The sequence below is a fragment of the Streptococcus sp. HMSC077F03 genome (genome assembly GCF_001812375.1).
In the GTDB taxonomy this organism is placed as follows: domain Bacteria; phylum Bacillota; class Bacilli; order Lactobacillales; family Streptococcaceae; genus Streptococcus; species Streptococcus oralis_S.
Genome location: NZ_KV808793.1, coordinates 163,601 through 182,932 on the forward strand (window position 1 = coordinate 163,601; position 19,332 = coordinate 182,932).

16 protein-coding genes are annotated in these 19,332 nt (G+C 36.7%); all 16 read left to right on the plus strand.

Features of this window, described 5'->3' with window-relative positions; all coding sequences use genetic code 11:
• Nucleotide 1: 1 nt before the first annotated feature.
• On the plus strand, nucleotides 2-976 hold the full coding sequence (locus HMPREF2853_RS06050; RefSeq protein WP_000356115.1) for a nucleoid-associated protein: 975 nt from the start codon (nucleotides 2-4) through the stop codon (nucleotides 974-976).
• Nucleotides 976-1,578, plus strand: coding sequence for a lysozyme family protein (locus HMPREF2853_RS06055; RefSeq protein ID WP_002893258.1), 603 nt, complete (start codon nucleotides 976-978; stop codon nucleotides 1,576-1,578). The genes HMPREF2853_RS06050 and HMPREF2853_RS06055 overlap by 1 nt, the downstream gene beginning before the upstream one ends.
• An 87-nt stretch (nucleotides 1,579-1,665) precedes the next feature.
• Nucleotides 1,666-2,640, plus strand: a complete 975-nt coding sequence (locus HMPREF2853_RS06060) for a DUF1002 domain-containing protein (protein WP_001227377.1) — start codon at nucleotides 1,666-1,668, stop codon at nucleotides 2,638-2,640.
• Between the two features lie 74 nt (nucleotides 2,641-2,714).
• Nucleotides 2,715-4,073, plus strand: coding sequence for a 23S rRNA (uracil(1939)-C(5))-methyltransferase RlmD (rlmD, locus tag HMPREF2853_RS06065; protein ID WP_070535258.1), 1,359 nt, complete (start codon nucleotides 2,715-2,717; stop codon nucleotides 4,071-4,073).
• A 126-nt stretch (nucleotides 4,074-4,199) separates the two neighbouring features.
• A complete protein-coding gene (locus HMPREF2853_RS06070) occupies nucleotides 4,200-5,006 on the plus strand; it encodes an alpha/beta hydrolase (protein ID WP_000668466.1) in 807 nt (268 codons plus the stop codon).
• An 11-nt stretch (nucleotides 5,007-5,017) separates the two neighbouring features.
• Complete coding sequence (locus HMPREF2853_RS10085) at nucleotides 5,018-5,146, plus strand: hypothetical protein (RefSeq protein ID WP_000900064.1); 129 nt, start codon at nucleotides 5,018-5,020, stop codon at nucleotides 5,144-5,146.
• A gap of 74 nt (nucleotides 5,147-5,220) precedes the next feature.
• Nucleotides 5,221-5,631, plus strand: coding sequence for a DUF7668 domain-containing protein (locus HMPREF2853_RS06075; RefSeq protein ID WP_070535261.1), 411 nt, complete (start codon nucleotides 5,221-5,223; stop codon nucleotides 5,629-5,631).
• Between the two features lie 111 nt (nucleotides 5,632-5,742).
• Nucleotides 5,743-6,309 carry a hypothetical protein gene (locus tag HMPREF2853_RS06080; RefSeq protein WP_049484479.1) on the plus strand — a complete coding sequence of 189 codons (567 nt, stop codon included), beginning with the start codon at nucleotides 5,743-5,745 and terminating at the stop codon, nucleotides 6,307-6,309.
• A gap of 443 nt (nucleotides 6,310-6,752) precedes the next feature.
• The gene (locus HMPREF2853_RS06085; protein ID WP_070535264.1) at nucleotides 6,753-8,219 is read left to right on the plus strand and encodes an ATP-binding protein; all 1,467 of its coding nucleotides are present in this window, start codon (nucleotides 6,753-6,755) and stop codon (nucleotides 8,217-8,219) included.
• Nucleotides 8,212-10,959: a Z1 domain-containing protein gene (locus tag HMPREF2853_RS06090; RefSeq protein ID WP_070535267.1), complete on the plus strand. Its 2,748-nt coding sequence runs from the start codon at nucleotides 8,212-8,214 to the stop codon at nucleotides 10,957-10,959. The genes HMPREF2853_RS06085 and HMPREF2853_RS06090 overlap by 8 nt, the downstream gene beginning before the upstream one ends.
• Nucleotides 10,959-11,891 (plus strand): PD-(D/E)XK motif protein, encoded by a 933-nt coding sequence (locus HMPREF2853_RS06095; RefSeq protein WP_070535268.1) that lies wholly within the window; start codon nucleotides 10,959-10,961, stop codon nucleotides 11,889-11,891. Before HMPREF2853_RS06090 ends, HMPREF2853_RS06095 begins: the two co-directional genes overlap by 1 nt.
• 21 nt (nucleotides 11,892-11,912) lie before the next feature.
• The gene (locus tag HMPREF2853_RS06100) at nucleotides 11,913-13,994 is read left to right on the plus strand and encodes an AIPR family protein (protein WP_070535270.1); all 2,082 of its coding nucleotides are present in this window, start codon (nucleotides 11,913-11,915) and stop codon (nucleotides 13,992-13,994) included.
• Between the two features lie 12 nt (nucleotides 13,995-14,006).
• On the plus strand, nucleotides 14,007-15,617 hold the full coding sequence (locus HMPREF2853_RS06105) for a DNA cytosine methyltransferase (RefSeq protein WP_070535272.1): 1,611 nt from the start codon (nucleotides 14,007-14,009) through the stop codon (nucleotides 15,615-15,617).
• A 10-nt stretch (nucleotides 15,618-15,627) separates the two neighbouring features.
• Nucleotides 15,628-17,598 (plus strand): DUF2075 domain-containing protein, encoded by a 1,971-nt coding sequence (locus HMPREF2853_RS06110; RefSeq protein WP_070535274.1) that lies wholly within the window; start codon nucleotides 15,628-15,630, stop codon nucleotides 17,596-17,598.
• 235 nt (nucleotides 17,599-17,833) lie between these two features.
• Nucleotides 17,834-18,715, plus strand: coding sequence for a diacylglycerol/lipid kinase family protein (locus HMPREF2853_RS06115; RefSeq protein WP_070535276.1), 882 nt, complete (start codon nucleotides 17,834-17,836; stop codon nucleotides 18,713-18,715).
• Between the two features lie 63 nt (nucleotides 18,716-18,778).
• Nucleotides 18,779-19,270 (plus strand): phosphoribosylanthranilate isomerase, encoded by a 492-nt coding sequence (locus HMPREF2853_RS06120; RefSeq protein WP_070535278.1) that lies wholly within the window; start codon nucleotides 18,779-18,781, stop codon nucleotides 19,268-19,270.
• The last annotated feature ends 62 nt before the right edge of the window (nucleotides 19,271-19,332 follow it).

Genomic DNA, 19,332 nt, shown 5'->3' on the forward strand with positions numbered 1-19,332 from the left:
TATGGACATTTATATTAAGAAAGCCATTATCCATCAGTTCAGCCCAGACGATACTGAGTTGTTTCTAGCGGATAAGTTTCTCAATATCACTCCAAAAATCGAAGAATACTTGCGCAAAAAAATCGAACGCGTGTATTCAGATGAAGCAAAGACTGGGATTTTCGAAGAAGAAAATCCCTTCTTCAATCACATCACAGACGATTTGTTGGAGACATCAGTAACACTGGCTAATCTCTGGAAAGAGGAGTTCAGCATTTCTGAAAATCTCAAGACCAATGACTTGGTTTTTGTTCAGTTTTCTAAAGAAGGCGTTGAACATTTCGCTTTTTTGCGAATTGCTCTACGTGAGACCTTGACTCACCTTGGTGGAGAAGTTGATAACCCAATCAAGCTGACTCAGAATAACCTACCTGGATTTGGAACGGGGGCTGATGAGGCCTTGGTGGTCAATCTTCAAAGTCGCAAGTACCATCTCATCGAAAAACGCATCAAGTATAATGGGACTTTCTTGAATTATTTTTCAGAAAATCTCCTAGCTGTTGCTCCCAAGATTTCACCAAAGAAATCGATCAAGGAATTGGAAAAAACGGCTCAGAGAATTGCAGAGTCCTTTAACACAGATGATTTTCAATTCCAATCCAAGGTCAAATCAGCGATTTTCAACAATCTGGAAGAAAGCAATGAACTGTCACCTGAAAAATTGGCTAACGACCTTTTTGATAACAATCTGACAGCTCGTTTGAGCTTTATCGACCAGGTCAAGGAAGCTGTACCAGAACCAGTCCAGTTTGATGAAATTGATGCCAGTCGCCAATTAAAGAAATTTGAAAACCAAAAACTTTCCTTGTCAAATGGAATTGAGCTCATCGTTCCCAATAACGTCTATCAAGATGCGGAATCGGTCGAGTTTATCCAAAATGACAATGGAACCTATTCTATCTTAATCAAAAATATCGAGGATATTCAAAGTAAATAATGTTTAAATTTATAAGAAGAGTGCTTGTGCTAGCAGTCTTCCTTTTCGCAGGATACAAAGCTTATCATATCCATCAGGATGTTAAACAAGTCATGACCTACCAACCCATGGTTCGAGAAATCTTGAGCGAAAGAGATACTCCAGCCAATGAAGAGTTGGTGCTCGCTATGATTTATACCGAAACAAAGGGAAAAGAGCGGGATGTCATGCAGTCTAGTGAGTCTGCTAGTGGCGCTACCAATACCATCAAAGACGATGCCTCTAGTATTCGCCAAGGGATACAGACACTAACAGATAACCTCTATTTGGCACAGAGCAAAGGAGTAGATGTCTGGACCGCTGTTCAAGCCTATAATTTTGGACCTGCCTATATCGACTTCATTGCTCAGAATGGTAAGGAAAATACTTTGGCCCTAGCCAAGCGTTACTCCCGAGAAACGGTCGCTCCAATCCTAGGTAATACTACAGGGAAGACCTACACCTACATCAACCCAATTTCTATCTTTCATGGTGCAGAACTCTATGAAAATGGTGGAAATTATTACTACTCGAGACAGGTTCGCTTTAATCTCTATATCATGAAATTCTTTAATTTCTTCTAAACATCTGGTTTGACCAGGTGTTTTTTCACTATAAGTTTTCTTTAAGATTGTTTTATTAACCTAGAAAGGTAAAGGAGGGAATATCCCATGAGAAAGAAATTCTTTCTAACAAGTGCTGCAGTATTGTGGGCCGCAACAGCTATGACGAGTGTCCACGCAGCAACCGATGTTCAAAAAGTAATCGATGAAACCTATGTACAACCTGAATATGTTCTAGGTTCTTCTCTATCTGAAGACCAGAAAAATCAAACTCTTAGCAAACTTGGCTATGACGCATCAAAAGACACCAAAGATATCAAAACTATGACACCTGATATCTATTCGAAAATTATGAATGTGGCTAATGATGCTAGTCTACAGCTCTATTCTTCAGCTAAGATTCAAAAGCTAGGTGATAAGTCGCCTCTAGAAGTCAAGATTGAAACGCCTGAAAATATCACCAAGGTGACGCAGGATATGTACCGTAACGCAGCAGTGACGCTGGGAGTGGAGCATGCCAAAATCACAGTTGCAGCTCCTATTCCAGTTACAGGAGAGAGCGCCCTAGCAGGGATTTACTATTCGTTAGAGGCCAATGGTGCCAAAGTACCGCAAGCCAATAAAGACTTGGCCCAAGAGGAGCTAAAAGCCTTATCCGATATTAATGCTGAAAACAAGGACAAATCAGGCTACGATGCCAATAAACTCAATGTCGCTTTGGCAGATATCAAGGCAGGAATCGCAAAAGCAAAAGAAGCCAAAGGTAATCTGACAGAAGAAGATGTTCGCAAAATTGTAGAAGACACACTAAAAAACTACAAACTCGATCAGGTTATAACAGGAAACCAGGTCAATATCATTATCAATTTTGCCCTCAATCTCTCAAAGAGTGACATTTTGAACAATGCTGATTTCACTAAAACCCTAAATGACCTCAAGGAAAGCATTGTCTCTCAAGCTGGAGATAGCTTTAAAAATATCAACCTCAACTTTGATGCCAATAAAGCGCTAGAAGACGGGGGCAACTTCTTTAGCTCCCTTTGGCAAGCCATTGTCAACTTCTTCAAGAGTTTTGGTGCTTAGGTCATTTCATGATATAATAGATGGTAACAGAAATGTTGCCGTCTTTTTTTGTCGGCCGATAGAAAGTGAAAAATATGCTAAAGAAAAATGATATTGTAGAAGTTGAAATTGTTGATTTGACTCATGAAGGTGCAGGGGTTGCTATGGTAGATGGTTTGGTTTTCTTTGTAGAAAATGCTTTACCAACTGAGAAAATCCTTATGCGTGTCCTTAAAATCAATAAAAAGATTGGCTATGGAAAAGTTGAAGAATACCTTACTTACTCTCCACATCGTAACCAAGACCTTGACCTAGCTTATCTACGCTCAGGTATCGCTGATTTAGGGCATCTTGCCTATCCAGAGCAGCTCAAGTTTAAAACCAAGCAAGTCAAGGATAGTCTTTACAAGATTGCAGGAATTTCGGATGTAGAAGTTGCTGAAACACTTGGTATGGTGAATCCTGTTAAGTATCGAAATAAGGCACAGGTGCCCGTTCGTCGAGTGAATGGTATCTTGGAAACTGGCTTTTTCCGTAAGAATTCGCATGACCTCATGCCTCTTGAAGATTTCTTTATTCAGGATCCTGTCATTGACCAAGTTGTGGTAGTTCTACGCGATTTGCTTCGTCGTTTTGATTTAAAACCATATGACGAACAGGAACAGTCTGGCTTGATTCGGAACCTTGTGGTGCGTCGAGGTCATTATTTAGGACAAATCATGGTGATTTTAGTAACAACTCGTCCGAAAGTTTTTCGTGTCGACCAATTGATTGAACAAGTCATCAAGCAGTTCCCAGAGATTGTGTCTGTCATGCAAAATATCAACGACCAGAATACCAATGCGATTTTTGGTAAGGAGTGGAAGACTCTTTATGGTCAAGACTATATTACCGACCAAATGTTGGGGAATGACTTCCAAATCGCTGGACCAGCCTTCTACCAAGTTAATACTCAAATGGCAGAGAAACTCTATCAAACAGCCATTGACTTTGCGGAGTTAAAAGAAGATGACGTGGTTATTGATGCTTATTCAGGTATCGGAACGATTGGATTGTCCGTTGCCAAACATGTCAAGGAAGTCTACGGTGTTGAAGTGATTCCAGAAGCGGTTGAGAACAGCCAGAAAAATGCTGCCTTAAATAATATCATCAATGCCCATTATGTTTGTGATACAGCTGAAAATGCTATGAAGAATTGGCTCAAGGAAGGTATTCAACCAACCGTTATATTGGTCGACCCACCACGCAAGGGCTTGATCGAGAGCTTTATCAAAGCAAGCGCTCAAACAGGAGCAGACCGTATTGCCTATATCTCCTGCAATGTCGCAACCATGGCGCGTGATATCAAACTCTACCAAGAATTGGGATATGAGTTGAAGAAAGTCCAGCCGGTGGATCTTTTTCCTCAAACGCATCACGTCGAGTGTGTAAGCTTGTTAGTGAAACGTAGCTAATCCTCAAAAGGTTGCCCGAACCTTTTGAGTTCCGCAGACATACCATGTTGATGCGGTATCACTGCTTGTACGAGCTGATTAAACATAGGTGTATCTAGTGAAAGTCCTACAGTAAGGAGTTTAAACATGAAATTCCATGAGTTTGGTGATAAGAATTTGCCTCCTATTTTACTGATACATGGTGGTGGCAGTTCTTGGTGGAATTATCTTCGTCAAGCACGAATCTTGTCAAAAGAATACCGTATTATTCTACCCACTTTGAATGGCCACGGCGAGGAATATCAACTTGATTATGTTTCTACTGAAGATTCTGCTTTGGAGATTCTAGACTATATCAAAGCAAACTGTGGTGGGAAATTGTTTGCAATCGGTGGTGTTTCACTTGGTGGTCAAATTGCCATGGAGCTTTTGTCTTTAGACAGTGAAATTGCAGAGAAGGCCATCATAGATGGAAGCCTCTGTATTCCTCAACCAAGGTTAGCTAAAATCAGCATCTTTCTAGTGTCTCTATTTGGTAAACTGATGTTCAATAAATTCTCTTGCAAACTTCAGTTAAGCATGATGAACAAACTCTATCCTAAACTGGCTTATCCAGAGGAAATAAAAGCTTATTATTTGGAGGATTTGCCAAGAATGCCTATCAAAACATTAGTGACTATTTACAAAACCTATATGGGGTATTACAAGCCAAAGGATATGATTTCTGCTAGCAAGGCTCAGGTTCTGTATATCTATGGTGAAAAAGAATTGAACTGTGTGAAAGAATCAGCGAAATTATTTCATCAGCTACATTCAAATACAATTTTGTATGAAGCAAAGGGCTATAACCACAGCTATTTATCAGCTTACCTACCTTATGAGTGGATTGATTTGGTGGTGCCATTTTTAAAGAGTGACTCATTAGAAATGTGTAACGAATCTGATATGCCATAAGGAGGAAACGGATGCTAGGAGCAATAGTTGGAGACATTGTAGATTCAGTTTACGAATGGAACAATATCAAAACGAAGGATTTTCCTTTATTTCGTGAGGATTGTTTTTTCACGGATGATACGGTAAGTCCGAACCACTGAGTGTGTGAGTTTGTTAGTGAAACATTTTTAATATTTATAAGATTTAAAGTTGATTACAAAAAGGAAGTATTATCATGGGAATATTCGATGATTTTGAGTACAAAGAAAACTACCTAGATGAAGAAAAAGTAATTGAAATACTTAAAAAGATTTTAAGAGCAATTCATCTAAATAATTATAGAGATATTTTGGATTGTGTTGATGGTTCAGAAGTTGATGATGCAAGAGAGTTACTTGAATATATTGACGATTCATTACAATTAAATGATTTTGATAAAATTGATGAATATGGTGTAGATTGTAATTTCCATCCGAATTATGAGTACTCCCAACTACAAGTTTATGAATTTAATGATCAAACTGGCTTTGTTGTTGAATATGAGATGACCTCCGATTCTGAATTAGTAGATTTAACCCTACAATTAGAATTTTTATACAATAATGATGGTTACAAAATAACTTCTATAGATGTTGATCCTGGATAATCTTTAGTTAAATATCTTCGTTATGTAATACATGTGTATACTAAGGATAGATAATTAGGTTGTAAGTTGCTTAAATCTTGGTTGGTTTTTCAAATATCGGAAGGATTAATGATGTATCTATTAGAATTGTACCAAAACAATTATTCAAAGGATTTAGTCGTATTTGAGACTTTAGAAGAAGGGAAAGCCTTTGTAGCTCAAATCCCTGGATATACTCTAGAAAATGAAGATGGTTTTAAAGTAGAGTATGTTAATCCTAAACACTTGCCGGATTATATGGAAATTGTCTTCAATGGAAATATCGTCCCTTTATCTAGATTTTCGTTTGACCCTGAGAAAAATGTTGAGATCATTTGGAAAGAAATTTCGAATCTGTCCCTTAAAAACAATAAAGTAATCGAAGGAGCTACAAAAGTAGATGCGTATGTCGTCAATAACTATGAAGTGATAGCCTATATCGAAGCAAGAGAAAAAAACTTCCACAAGGCAAAAGCTTTCTTAGAAAGCAAAGGGTATGAAGTAGATAGAAGCTATTTCGGAAGTGAAGATGGCGAAGCGATTCTCTATAGAAAAAAAGGAATCAAAGATTGGCACTTCTTGTGTCACCTAGATCCAATGTTTGTAGAGATTGAAGATGTAGAGGGATATATGGAAGAAGAGCTGGAAGAAATGCAATAGTCAACAAAAGTTCCTTGTGAGTATATATCTTTGAAGATAAAGCTCAGCTAAATATTTCACTTTTACATTTCTAGGCGAGACGCTTCAAAGCTTCATTAGAGCTTTGAACTCTGCAAACAAATTTTATTAAAGAATGCTAAGAAAAATATAAAGAGTAAAGTGGATTAAATCTGAAACTTTTTCATTGGTAACATCATCTATAATAGCAATGGTAACATAGGTACAAATATAACTGATCTTAAGAAGAAAGTTGCTATTAGTTCAACATCAATAGTAAGGCGAGATAGAACTATAGATGTTAATGTAGATATACTTATGAGTGATCTTTACTTTTTGATCTGAGATAACTAAATATCATTGGTTGTTCAAGATGTTTTATTAGACGACAACGTAGATAATCGATAAAAAGTTATCTATAAGAATGATTGATAAAGGAATTAAAAATGAGAACAAAAAATTTACCACCATATGCCCCTACTTTAATAGAGTCAACTAGAGCAATTGGATATTCACTTGAGACAGCAGTGGCTGATATTATTGATAACAGTATTGCAGCAAACGCAAAAAATGTTGATATATATTTTTTCCCGGTAGATGGTTCATATATTGCAATTCTTGATAATGGAAAAGGAATGGCAGAGGAAGAAATCGATATTGCTATGCAATACGGAAGTAAGAATCCGACAGAAGAAAGAGATAAAAAAGATTTAGGGCGTTTTGGTTTGGGATTAAAAACAGCGTCTTTATCTCAGTGTAGATGTCTGACTGTTATTTCTAAGCAAGGAGATAATTTGGAGGGACGTCAATGGGATATAGATCATGTTACAGAAGTAGGAGATTGGTCTTTAAACATTCTTGATGAAGAAGATATTCAGCAAATACCTCAGTTTGACGAATTGATAAAAAACGAATCAGGAACATTAGTAGTCTGGCAAAAACTAGATCGTCTCAAGGCTGGCGAGATTAATTTTGAACTATCGTTAGGACGTAAAATTGATAGGGTCAGAGATCATATTTCTCTTGTTTACCACCGATACTTAGCAGGTGAATCAGGGATCACAAAACTCAAACTGTCAATTAATGGAGAAAAAATAAAAGGAATAGATCCCTTTTTGACGGAGAAAAGCGTTCAAGCCATGGATGATGAAACATTAGTTATTCAGGGCAATAAAATATTAGTACGACCTTATATTCTTCCTCACATATCTAAGCTGACATCAGATGAAATTAAAATGCTTGGTGGGAAGGATGGACTTCGAAAACAACAAGGGTTTTATGTATACAGAAACAAAAGATTGTTGGTTTGGGGTACTTGGTTCAGAATGATGCGGCAAGGAGATTTATCAAAACTTGCAAGAATTCGTGTTGATATTCCAAACACGTTAGATGATCTGTGGACTCTGGACATAAAAAAGTCGTCCGCATTGCCTCCAGCAGAAGTTAGAAAGAATTTGGAGATAATAATTAATCAAATTGCTGAGCGGAGTAAAAGAACGTGGACCTTTAGAGGGAAAAAAGAAGTAAGCGATACCGAAACCCACGTGTGGGATCGCATGAAAAATAAGCAAGGCGGATTTTATTATGAAGTTAATCGCGAGCATCCACTTGTACAGCAAATGATTAAAGCATATCCCGATATAGAGGTGTCGTTAAATGCATTGTTGCAACAGATTGAGATGGGATTGCCACTTAATCAATTATATGTGGATTTGAATAATGATGAGCAAATTATCAATGATAATGAGCAGTCAGATGTAGAAATAGTAAAATCACTACAGGAAATGATTACGATGTGTGCTGACAAGCAAGAAAAATGTAATCTGCTTGATGCCATTGCTTGTATTGATCCATATTCGTCACATCTTGATATAGTAGAGAAACTTAAGGAGGAGATTTTGAAAAATGATTAATCCAAATGTCGAACAATTAGAAAGTTTAATTTCCGCAGTTGTTAACAATCTTTATAAGGAAGTTCCACCTACAGAAGATGAATTTTTGGAGAAAGCAACGTTGTTAAGAAATACAAATGCACCTATTATGCCAGTTTCAGATGATGAATTCACAGAGATAATTTCTAGACTCAAGCAATCATTAGTCATCCGGATGGATGTAGGAGTATATATTAACGATCGTAATAACGGGCATCAGTCCTGGTTGCCTTCTAAGAGAGCAGATTTCGATTTCTTCTTTTGGAATAGATACAAGAAGTACCTGGAAGAAATTAAACATTGGAATCCAAGAGTTACAACAAATCTAGGAAAAGTTTCTGATGAAATATTAGATTTATGTGGCGATCCATCAGAAGATCATTTTGCAATAAAAGGGCTGGTGCTTGGTGATGTGCAGTCTGGTAAAACAGCTAATTACACAGCTATTTGCAATAAAGCAGCAGATACTGGTTATCGAATTATTATTGTTTTAGCTGGTATGCAGGAGAACTTACGTAAGCAAACACAGGAAAGATTAGATGCCGAATGCACCGGAAGAAAGAGCGAATATTATCTGGATCCTAAAGCTGAACAGGGTATAAAGAATCAGCCGGTCGGAGTAGGAAGATATGGAGCAGATAAAAAAATCGTTGCGTTTACTTCTGTAACTAAAGATTTTGATAGCGGTATTCTGAGAAACAATAATTTGGGCATCGAAAATGTTAATTGTCCTGTTATTTTAGTGGTGAAGAAGAATAAAAGGATTTTGAATAACTTAATCAAGTGGCTGTCAGATAATAATACGCAAAATGCCGCCGGACAGATTGATCTTCCGCTTATGCTAATTGATGATGAGGCTGACAACGCATCAGTTAATACGAAAGACGAAGATTCTCAGCCTGCTGCAATTAATGACTGTATCAGACGTTTATTGAATTTATTCAGTAAAACTACTTATTTAGGTATTACAGCAACGCCTTTTGCAAATATTTTTATTGATCCGGAAAAAGACGATGATCTCTTTCCAGCTGATTTTATTTATGCGCTGTCTGCTCCTACTAATTATATTGGCGCGGATAGGATATTTGGTGAAAATTCTGATAGCGATCACATGCTCCAAGAGATTGATATAGAAGAGTTAGAAGCGTGCTTCCCTCCGAAACATAAAAAAGACTTTGTGGTAGAAGATTTACCGGGGGATCTATATGAAGCCGCATATTATTTCTTGTTGCTAAATGCAATTCGTGACTATAGAGGTGATCTTACAGAACATAGATCTATGATGGTACATATAAGCCTTTATACCAATGTTCAAAATCAGATACAAGAAATGTTGAATGTTTGGTTAGATCAGGTAAAATCGGATGTTAGAAACTATGCTAAATTACCACTTTCTCAAAGTGAAAAAATCAGAAACATAAAAGCAATGCATGTTGTTTGGGACAAGTACCATTTGAGCGGAATTGTGGGAATAGAATGGGAAAACTTGCTTAAAAATTATTTGCATAAGGCAATTTCCCCTATTGAAGTTCGTGCGGTAAATATGAAAACTGGTGCTGCAAGCTTAGACTATTTTAATCATAAAAATGATGGTTTACGAGTGATTGCAGTAGGTGGAAATAGTATGTCTAGAGGTTTGACGTTAGAGGGGCTTGGCGTAACATATTTCCATCGTAATACAAAGATGTATGATACTTTGTTGCAGATGGGGCGTTGGTTCGGATATAGACCAAACTATGGGGATGTTGCAAAGGTATGGATGACACCAGAAGCAATCGATTGGTACGGACAAATTACTAGAGCAACAGTTGAACTTAAAGAAGAAATCTCGAAAATGAGAAACGCGAATCAAACTCCTAGAGACTTTGGACTGAAAGTTCGACAAGATCCTGGCGCATTAATCGTGACCGCGCGAAACAAAATGCGTACAGCAACTGATTTGACGTGTCCTGTTACAGTCTCTGGTAATTTACTTGAGACACCTAGATTAAAAGCATCAAAAAACATTTTGGCTTCAAATGAGACAGCATTCAAGAATTTTGTAAATTCATTGAGTAGTATTGGAGATAGATTTTTTGATGAAGAGCGTACGAGAGGACATTATTACTGGAAAAATGTTTCTGGGGATAATATTGCTCAATTATTGTTAGATTTCGAGACAAATCCATGGCATTTGAGTTTCAATGGTAGGGCACTTGCGGAATTTATAGAGAGTCATCGTTGGAGCAATGGATGGGATGTAGTATTGATAAAATCTGGAACTGGTATTCCATACGATGAGACGTTGCAGTGTGGTGAAGAAATATTAGAGATCGAAGGGACAGAAAAAAGAAAAATTTTAGCTGATAAGAAAATGATCAGTGTGAGTGGTACTAAGTTACGTGTTGGAGCTGGTGGATGCACACGAATTGGATTAACGAAAAAAGAGATTCAATATGCGGAAGAAGCATATAGAAACATACCAGGAAATGAGAATAAGAAAAATATTCCGGACAAAGCGTATTTGATAGCCAACAGAGATCCTATTTTAATGCTACATATAATACAAGCCGACTATTCAAAGTCTGAGAATAAAGATTTACCTGAATTTTTATTTGCGTTAGGAGTGGGATTCCCTAACACTAGTGGCTCCACTGAAACTGCAAATTATAAGGTTAACTTAATTGAGTTGCGAAATTGGGTGGATGTTTATGATAATTATGATGACAATGAGGATATGTAATGAGTGGTAAAGAAAATGAATTAAGAGAAAAGTGGAATACTATTAATTACTATTCTGGCGGAGCATTGAAATTATCTGTAAAGCATCCGCTTGAGTGGTATGTTCGATATGCAACGCCGGAGCATAAGTCTGTCGTAATAGTGAGCCAAAAGGCAATTAAAAAAATAGATTCGTCAAAATGTATCGATGCTTCATGTAATCAGAGGAAGGATGGAAAATATGCAATTTCCTTTACATTGATGGATCGAAAACAGGAAGATGTTTTCATAACAATGGCAGGAGATATTATCGAGTATTCCAATGTAGAAACTGATGATATTGCATTGCTTAAGGTATTGCGCAGATATAACGCATGGTTAAAACTATTAGACCATAAAAGCAATGCGGTATTAGGTAGTAATACACAGAAAGGTCTCATTGGAGAGTTATTGTTCCTGCAGGAAAAGATAGAAAATGGAATGCTACCGTCTGTTGCTTTAGCAGGCTGGGTTGGTTCAGAAGGAGCAGATCAAGATTTTGTATATGCAGATTGTTGGCATGAGATTAAATCTACAGGTGCTTCATCTTCAGAAATATCAATTTCTTCTGTTGAGCAATTAGATAGAAATGATGAAGGAGAATTGGTTATTTATCGTATCGATAAATGTGCACCGGATCAACCAAAATCATTCACGTTATATGGATTGGTTCATGAGGTAATAGAGTTGATTTCACGACACGGCGAAAATCCAGATGAGCTAATATTAAAACTTGGCGCTGCAGGTTATATTGACATGAAAGAATATGATAAACAGCATTTTAGTATGTCATCAAAGCAAGTATACACTGTAAATGAATCATTTCCGAGAATACGGAGAGTTGATGTTCCGACAGAAATAACGAATGCTGTTTATCAGATAGATATCCCTAGCATAAAAAGCTGGGAAAAGTAACGAAAATGGGAGGATGTTAGCATGGATTCTACCGAATTTAAAAAAGATTTTATAGAGAGTATAAAAACTGCTGCAGCAGTTACAGGAGAAGGGTCATGTGCATCCTTTGTAGATAATATGGCGCAGTATCTAATTGATGCTGAGGCGTTATCAGATTTCACACCGTCTTTTTATAAAGGCAAAAGTGGGCGTAGTAATTATAGAGTAGACGGTTATGTATACGATGAATTCGATAATACGATGAATCTTATTATTGCGGATTTTGATGGTAATGATTTGGAACGCCGACTTACCGGAACAGCTGCGAATAAGGATTTTGGCTTGCTTATGAAATTTCTTGACGCAGCATTGACAACTAATTTATATCAAGAAATAGAGATGAGTACACCATGTGCAGACTTAGTAGATCTTTTAAGGTATAACAAAAAGGCGATTCGTAAATATCGTTTTCTTGTATTTACCGATGCAGATATGAGTGCTGCTATAAAGGCCGTAGAAATTGATGACTATAATTCTATTCCGGTAGAAGGTCAGATATGGGATATTGATCGTTTGTTCAGAGTCTGTTGTTCAGATCAAGGCCGTCAGATTATTGAGATTGACTTTAAGGAATATTGTGGTGAAGGTATTCCGTGTATAGAAGCTAGCTCAGCGTCTACAGAACAGTACAGTAGCTATCTGGGAGTAATTCCTGGAACTGTTTTGGCTGATATATATGACAAGTATGGAAGTAAACTTTTGGAGGGAAATGTCAGATCATTCTTATCTACTAAAGTGGCGGTCAATAAGAAAATAAGAGGTACTATCTTGAACAATCCGCAGATGTTTTTTGCGTTTAATAACGGTATATCAGCAACTGCAATGGATGTTGAGATAGAGGATACAAACCATGGAAGATTTATCACATTTGTTAGAGATTTTCAGATTATTAATGGTGGACAGACAACGGCCTCTATTTCAAATGCAAGATATAAAGACAAAGCAGATTTGTCATCTATTTTTGTGCAAATGAAATTGACTTCAATTGATGAATCAACACCAGAAGAGTCAGACGAGTTGATCAGAAATATTTCTAGATCATCAAACAGTCAGAATAAGGTTAGTGATGCAGACTTTTTTGCATCTCATCCATTTCATCGTCGTATGGAACAAATATCAAGACACTTATTTGCACCGGCATCTGAAGGCGCACAGTATGAAACGAAATGGTTTTATGAAAGAGCAAGAGGACAATATCTGCAAGAACAAATGCGCTTGACACCTGCAAAGAAAAAACAATTTGAGTTGCTACATCCTAAAAATAAGGTAATTAAGAAAACAGATCTTGCAAAGGTTCAGAATACATGGAGAGGATTCCCTCAGGTTGTAAGTAAGGGTGCGCAGACCAATTTTAATTCGTTTGCAGATTACATTGATGAGCAATGGAATGCAAATGAGGAACAGTTTAATGAGAGATATTTCCAAACTACTGCAGCCTTGATTCTTTTGTTCCAATATTTAGAGAAGACTATACCAAAACAGCCTTGGTACGAGGGTGGATACCGTGCAAATATCATATATTACACATTGGCACAATTTAGAAGATTGTTACATAGCCAATATCAAGGACAAGAACTTGATTTGATGTTGATATGGAATAGGCAGAGTGTGCCTGAACAAGTGGGTACAGTTTTAATAGCATTGGCAGAGTTGGTCCTTCTACGAATAACTGATCCGTCAAGAAAAGTCGCAAACGTTACTCAGTGGTGTAAGAGAAATGATTGTTGGGAAGATGTAAAGAAGATACATATTGATATTCCTGAAGATATTGAGAACTGTTTAATTACTATCGATGAACAGAAGGTTGCACAGAAATCCGCTAAGAAAGAGCAAAAGGTTGTAAATGAAATTCAGGCACAGACAACGGTTGTTAATTATCCTGTAGAAATGTGGATGCGATTATCGGAGTTTGTTGTTAGAAATCATATGGTTACACCTACAGATGTGTCTGCATTAGCGATTGCATGTAAAATGCCTGCTAAAATACCAAATACATATCAATGCAAACGTTTACTTGCATTGTTGCGCAAAGCCTCCGAAGAAGGCTTTAATACTGAAGCGTAAGATGGAGGAACTATGTTTAATACAATAGATTTGTTTGCAGGTGCCGGAGGATTGAGCCTGGGATTTATGCAAACAAAAAAATTCGATATAAAAGTTGCATATGAATTTAATCCTGCAATGCAGGAAACCTATAAGAAAAATCATCCGGGAGTAGCTGTATTTGGTGATGTTAGAGATGCTAACTATGCAGAAATAAAAGAAAAATATGGCGATATTGATGTTGTGATTGGAGGACCGCCTTGTCAGGGATTTTCTAATGCAAATAGGCAAAAGAATCATGCAATTAGTCAGAATAATTCCCTGGTGAAACAGTATATTAGAGCAATCTTGGAATTAAGACCAAAAGCATTCGTAATGGAAAATGTGAGTATGCTTAGATCAGATGTTCATAGATTCTACTTATGTGAGGATGACCTAGAATTAGTGGATAGGAATGTGATTGAAACTGCTAATACGGAGTTGGCTTTACTGGATGCTGAGTTTATGTTTGATGGGGCGATTAATGTTGTGCAGTCTGAGCAAGAAATTGCTCGATATAAATGGGATGATTTTGATTATCTCGAATTGAACGTCATCTATAAAGCGTCTAAGAATGTAACCAAATTTAAAGATGTATTGGAAAAGCACAGACCGCGTTTGATAAAAATATCAGAAAAGCACACCGAGCAAAATGAAGATGATTTCATTCTCAACGCTGATAATGTTGCGTTTAATGCAATGCTGGATTACTACGCTGGAAAAATAGAAGAATCTCAGATCAAGACACTAATTGAACCGGCAATTATGTACCAAAGAATGATAAGTAAGGCGCAGGAGATATATGAAAACGATATTGTGGTTGATAGCTATACCGACAATAAAGGACTAATTGCAAATATACGTTCATTTGCTATTTTTGATTATTTAAAGGCAAAGTTGCAGAGGAGCGATGATGACGATGGATATGTTATTACGGAAGATGTTCTATCCGCAACTCAATTTGGAGCTCCACAAAAAAGAATGCGTTTTGTTGTAATGGGTATCCGTAAAGATATTGCAAATGAGGTTAAACTTCCAGAAGGAAAATATAAAGACGGTCCATATAGGACGGTTGCAGACGCTATCCAAGATTTAGAAGATGTTGAGCCAGTCTATAATGTATCCGATGATAAAAATGGCATAAAGCTACAAGCTAAAACTGATTTAAGTGATTTAGCTCAGACTCTTCGAGATTCTAAGATATTGTATAATCATATTATAACGAAAACAACACCAACAGCTATGGAGCGTTTTAAAGCGTTAGAACAAGGACAAAATTTTCATTCTTTATCGGAAGAAATGAAAACAAACACCTATACGGATGTTACAAGAACACAGAACACGATCTACCTTCGTCTAAAATATGATGAGCCGTCGGGTACCGTTGTTAATGTGCGTAAATCAATGTGGGTACATCCTACAAAAGACAGAGCTGTGAGTATAAGAGAAGCAGCTCGTTTACAGACCTTTCCAGATAGTTTTGTTTTTTTGGGAACAAAAGATAAGCAATATCAGCAGGTAGGAAATGCAGTACCGCCTATAATGGCAAAAGCAATAGCAGAAAAATTAGCCTACCAGCTTAATAAAGCGTTATCAAAGGACTAAGGAGATACTTATGAGTCGAAGAGCATATTATTTTGATTCTATAACCAACTTTATATTAGAGGATGATGAGTCTGTTCTCAGCAAATTATTGATTAATAATGAGTTTGAGACTACAGATCTCCAAAAGTTGGCTTGGAGATCTGAGATTCAAATTCTGAAGGAGCAATTAATTAAATTTTCTCAGGGTGAGATTATTTTCGAATATACTATACCAAGAATGGGACATAGAGTAGATGTGATATGTTTAATAGAGGGAATTATTTTTCTGTTAGAGTTTAAGGTAGGTGATAAAGAGTACAAGAAATCTACCACAGACCAGGTAATGGATTATGCGTTGGATTTGAAATATTTTCATGATAAAAGTAGGACTAGGTATCTTGTCCCGATTAACGTTTCAACGAAGGCGACAGAAAAACAGAATGAGTATAATTATAGGACAGATAATATTCTTAACACACTCTTTTGTAATGAAAATAATATTGGAAGTACTATTCAAGAAACTATTTCAAGAATTAATGACAAACCGTTATCTGCAAAGGAGTGGATGAATTCTAGATATACCCCAACACCTACCATAATTGAAGCCGCTCAGGCATTGTATAGAAAACATGGTGTTGAAGATATTTCTAGGAATGATGCTGGTGTAAAGAATTTATCTATAACGACAGATGCAATTTCTAATGTAATCGATCGATGTAAGAAGAACAATGAAAAAGCAATATGTTTTGTTACAGGAGTACCTGGTGCTGGAAAAACACTTGCTGGCTTGAATATAGCAAACGAACGCCATCATTTTAATGAAAATGAGCATGCTGTTTTTCTTTCAGGAAATGGTCCACTGGTTGATGTTTTGCAAAATGCGCTCGCAATAGATCGTGTAGAGAGAGAAGGCATAACTAAGAAAAGTGCCCTTCGAGAAACGAAAGCCTTCATTCAAATTATTCATAAGTTCAGAGATGAAGCTTTGAGTACGAATATGGCACCAGTAGAAAAGGTAGCAATTTTTGATGAGGCTCAAAGAGCATGGAACAAAAAGTCACTCACTGATTTTATGAAGCGGAAAAAAGGAATCCCCAATTTTAATCAGTCAGAACCTGATTTTTTGATAAGTATTATGGATCGACATAGAGATTGGGCTGTTATAGTTTGTCTTGTGGGTGGGGGACAAGAAATTTATAACGGAGAAGCAGGAATTAAAGATTGGTTTGAAACTTTGGCAGATAATTATCCAGATTGGAAGATATATCTTTCGGATAAAATTACAGATACAGAATACGTTGGAAATTCAGATATCGTAACATTATTGCATGGACGAGAGTATCATAGCATTTCCGATTTACATTTAGGGATTTCGTTACGCTCATTTAGAAGCGAAAAATTAGCGCTTTTTGTGAAATTGTTGTTAGATGGAAGCACACAAGAAGCACGAAATATCTTTTGTGAACTTGAACAATCATATCCAATTTTTCTGACACGGAATTTTGAATTAGCGAAAAAATGGGTGAAAGATCAGGCTCGTGGAACAGAAAGATATGGACTTTTAGCAAGCTCAGAAGGAAAAAGATTGCGAGCTGAAGGTATATGGGTTCCATCAGATATAAATCATGTAGGGTGGTTTTTGAATGGAAAAGAGAGTGTTGACTCTTCATATTATTTAGAGGTGGCGGCGTCTGAATTTAAAGTGCAAGGTTTAGAGCTTGATTATGCAATACTAGCATGGGATGCTGATTTTAGATATACAACTGAAGGTTTTGATTATTTTAAATTTAGAGGCACGAAGTGGAATCATGTTAATCAGGAACAAAGACAGAGATACATGAAAAACGCTTATCGAGTTTTGTTAACCAGAGCAAGACAGGGATTGGTTATATATGTTCCTGAAGGTTCAGAAGAAGATTCATCAAGAAACAGGGATTATTATGATAAAACTTTTCAATATTTGAAGAGTTGTGGAATAGAAGAGTTACAAAATGGTAATTAAAAGGAGAAGTGAGCAGGGCAAATGAGTTGTTTAGAAAAGTCTCTCAAGAGGATGAAGAGCTCTATATCGTACAGAAGTCTAAAGAATTTTTAAAAGTTGAGTGTTTTATTTGACAGATTAACGTCTCTATTCTAGTTAGTGGATTCGATTTTTCAAGCATTTGGATGGCGTTTCCATAACTCAAGTGATATAATTAGTTACTAGAATTTTTGTAACTATTAAAGGAGTATTATCAATGAAAAAAGCAATGTTGATTATCAACCCTACCTCTGGTGGGGAAAAGGCTTTGGATTATAAGACCGAACTGGAGAATAAGGCAAAAGATTATTTTGAGCAGGTGGAAACCAAAATTACTGAAAAAGCCTTAGATGCAACCCATTTTGCTGAGGAAGCTTCACGTGGGCAGTACGATGCAGTGGTTGTTTTTGGTGGAGACGGGACGGTCAATGAAGTTATTTCAGGTATTGCTGAGAGAGACTACATTCCTAAGTTAGGGATTATCCCTGGCGGTACGGGCAACCTCATTACGAAACTTTTGGAAATCAATCAAGACATCGATAGTGCGATTGATGAACTCGATTTTAACTTAACCAACAAGATTGATATCGGTAAAGCGAATGAGAACTATTTTGGTTATATCTTTAGTATCGGCTCTCTGCCTGAGGCGATTCACAATGTTGAAATCGAGGATAAGACAAAATTTGGTATCTTTGCCTATGCTGTAAATACCATGAAATCTGTCATGACGGATCAGGTCTTTAATATTAAGGTTGAGACAGAAAATGGAAATTATGTTGGTGAAGCTAGCCATGTTTTGGTTCTCTTGACAAATTACTTCGCTGATAAGAAAATCTTTGAAGAAGACAAAGATGGCTATGCCAACATTTTGATTCTAAAAGATGCTTCTATATTCTCAAAATTATCTGTCATTCCTGATTTACTAAAAGGAGATGTTGTCGGCAATGATAATATTGAGTATATCAGAGCGCGTAATATTAAGATCTCTTCAGATAGTGAATTGGAGTCAGATGTTGACGGCGATAAATCGGATAACCTACCTGTAGAAATCAAAGTCTTAGCTCAACGAGTAGAAGTATTTTCAAAACCGAAAGAGTAGAAGGTAGAAATTAGTTTATTTTTTACAATGAAATCTAGTTCTATATCAACGATTGGAGGAGGAATGAATTCTCTATTTGATGAATTTCGAACAATTTGTTCTCATTTAAACCAAGTCGGAATCACTCCGACGCTCATGGGATCTTTGGGGTTTGAATACCGTTCAAATGAAGAATGGGGGCCGTCTGACATTGACATTCATGTGCCTGGTGACCCTAGAGGTTGGGAAGCACCTGATCATCTCAGAATTTATGACTGGGACAATATAATGAAAGTGATGAAACACTTAGGCTACGCCTTAATAGATATTCATGAGCATGAATTCCAAAAGGATGGTCTGAGTGTTGAGTTTGGAAGTATCAATTCTTTACCTGATTTTGCAGGAGTTTCGGAATCAGATATAGAGTTGATTCATCTCGAGGACATGACGTTTCGCGTTCCAAGTTTAGAACAGTATTTAAGTATTTACAAGGCTTCTTCCCAAGATTCTTATCGAAATGTTCACAATAACAATAAGGATTTTAAAAAGATAGAATGGTTAGAAAGACATTTGTAAATCATCATTTGAAAAGTAGCAAGTTGTAAGACTGGCTGCTTTTTTATATTCTCAAAATCAAA

Bases quoted from the DNA above. Each gene is read 5' to 3' on its own strand.
- rlmD (WP_070535258.1), top strand. From the start codon at position 2,715: ATGCTAAAGAAAAATGATATTGTAGAAGTTGAAATTGTTGATTTGACT.
- HMPREF2853_RS06085 (WP_070535264.1), top strand. From the start codon at position 6,753: ATGAGAACAAAAAATTTACCACCATATGCCCCTACTTTAATAGAGTCA.
- HMPREF2853_RS10085 (WP_000900064.1), top strand. From the start codon at position 5,018: ATGCTAGGAGCAATAGTTGGAGACATTGTAGATTCAGTTTACGAATGG.
- HMPREF2853_RS06080 (WP_049484479.1), top strand. From the start codon at position 5,743: ATGTATCTATTAGAATTGTACCAAAACAATTATTCAAAGGATTTAGTC.
- HMPREF2853_RS06100 (WP_070535270.1), top strand. From the start codon at position 11,913: ATGGATTCTACCGAATTTAAAAAAGATTTTATAGAGAGTATAAAAACT.
- HMPREF2853_RS06095 (WP_070535268.1), top strand. From the start codon at position 10,959: ATGAGTGGTAAAGAAAATGAATTAAGAGAAAAGTGGAATACTATTAAT.
- HMPREF2853_RS06055 (WP_002893258.1), top strand. From the start codon at position 976: ATGTTTAAATTTATAAGAAGAGTGCTTGTGCTAGCAGTCTTCCTTTTC.
- HMPREF2853_RS06070 (WP_000668466.1), top strand. From the start codon at position 4,200: ATGAAATTCCATGAGTTTGGTGATAAGAATTTGCCTCCTATTTTACTG.
- HMPREF2853_RS06090 (WP_070535267.1), top strand. From the start codon at position 8,212: ATGATTAATCCAAATGTCGAACAATTAGAAAGTTTAATTTCCGCAGTT.
- HMPREF2853_RS06115 (WP_070535276.1), top strand. From the start codon at position 17,834: ATGAAAAAAGCAATGTTGATTATCAACCCTACCTCTGGTGGGGAAAAG.
- HMPREF2853_RS06075 (WP_070535261.1), top strand. From the start codon at position 5,221: ATGGGAATATTCGATGATTTTGAGTACAAAGAAAACTACCTAGATGAA.
- HMPREF2853_RS06060 (WP_001227377.1), top strand. From the start codon at position 1,666: ATGAGAAAGAAATTCTTTCTAACAAGTGCTGCAGTATTGTGGGCCGCA.
- HMPREF2853_RS06105 (WP_070535272.1), top strand. From the start codon at position 14,007: ATGTTTAATACAATAGATTTGTTTGCAGGTGCCGGAGGATTGAGCCTG.
- HMPREF2853_RS06050 (WP_000356115.1), top strand. From the start codon at position 2: ATGGACATTTATATTAAGAAAGCCATTATCCATCAGTTCAGCCCAGAC.
- HMPREF2853_RS06110 (WP_070535274.1), top strand. From the start codon at position 15,628: ATGAGTCGAAGAGCATATTATTTTGATTCTATAACCAACTTTATATTA.
- HMPREF2853_RS06120 (WP_070535278.1), top strand. From the start codon at position 18,779: ATGAATTCTCTATTTGATGAATTTCGAACAATTTGTTCTCATTTAAAC.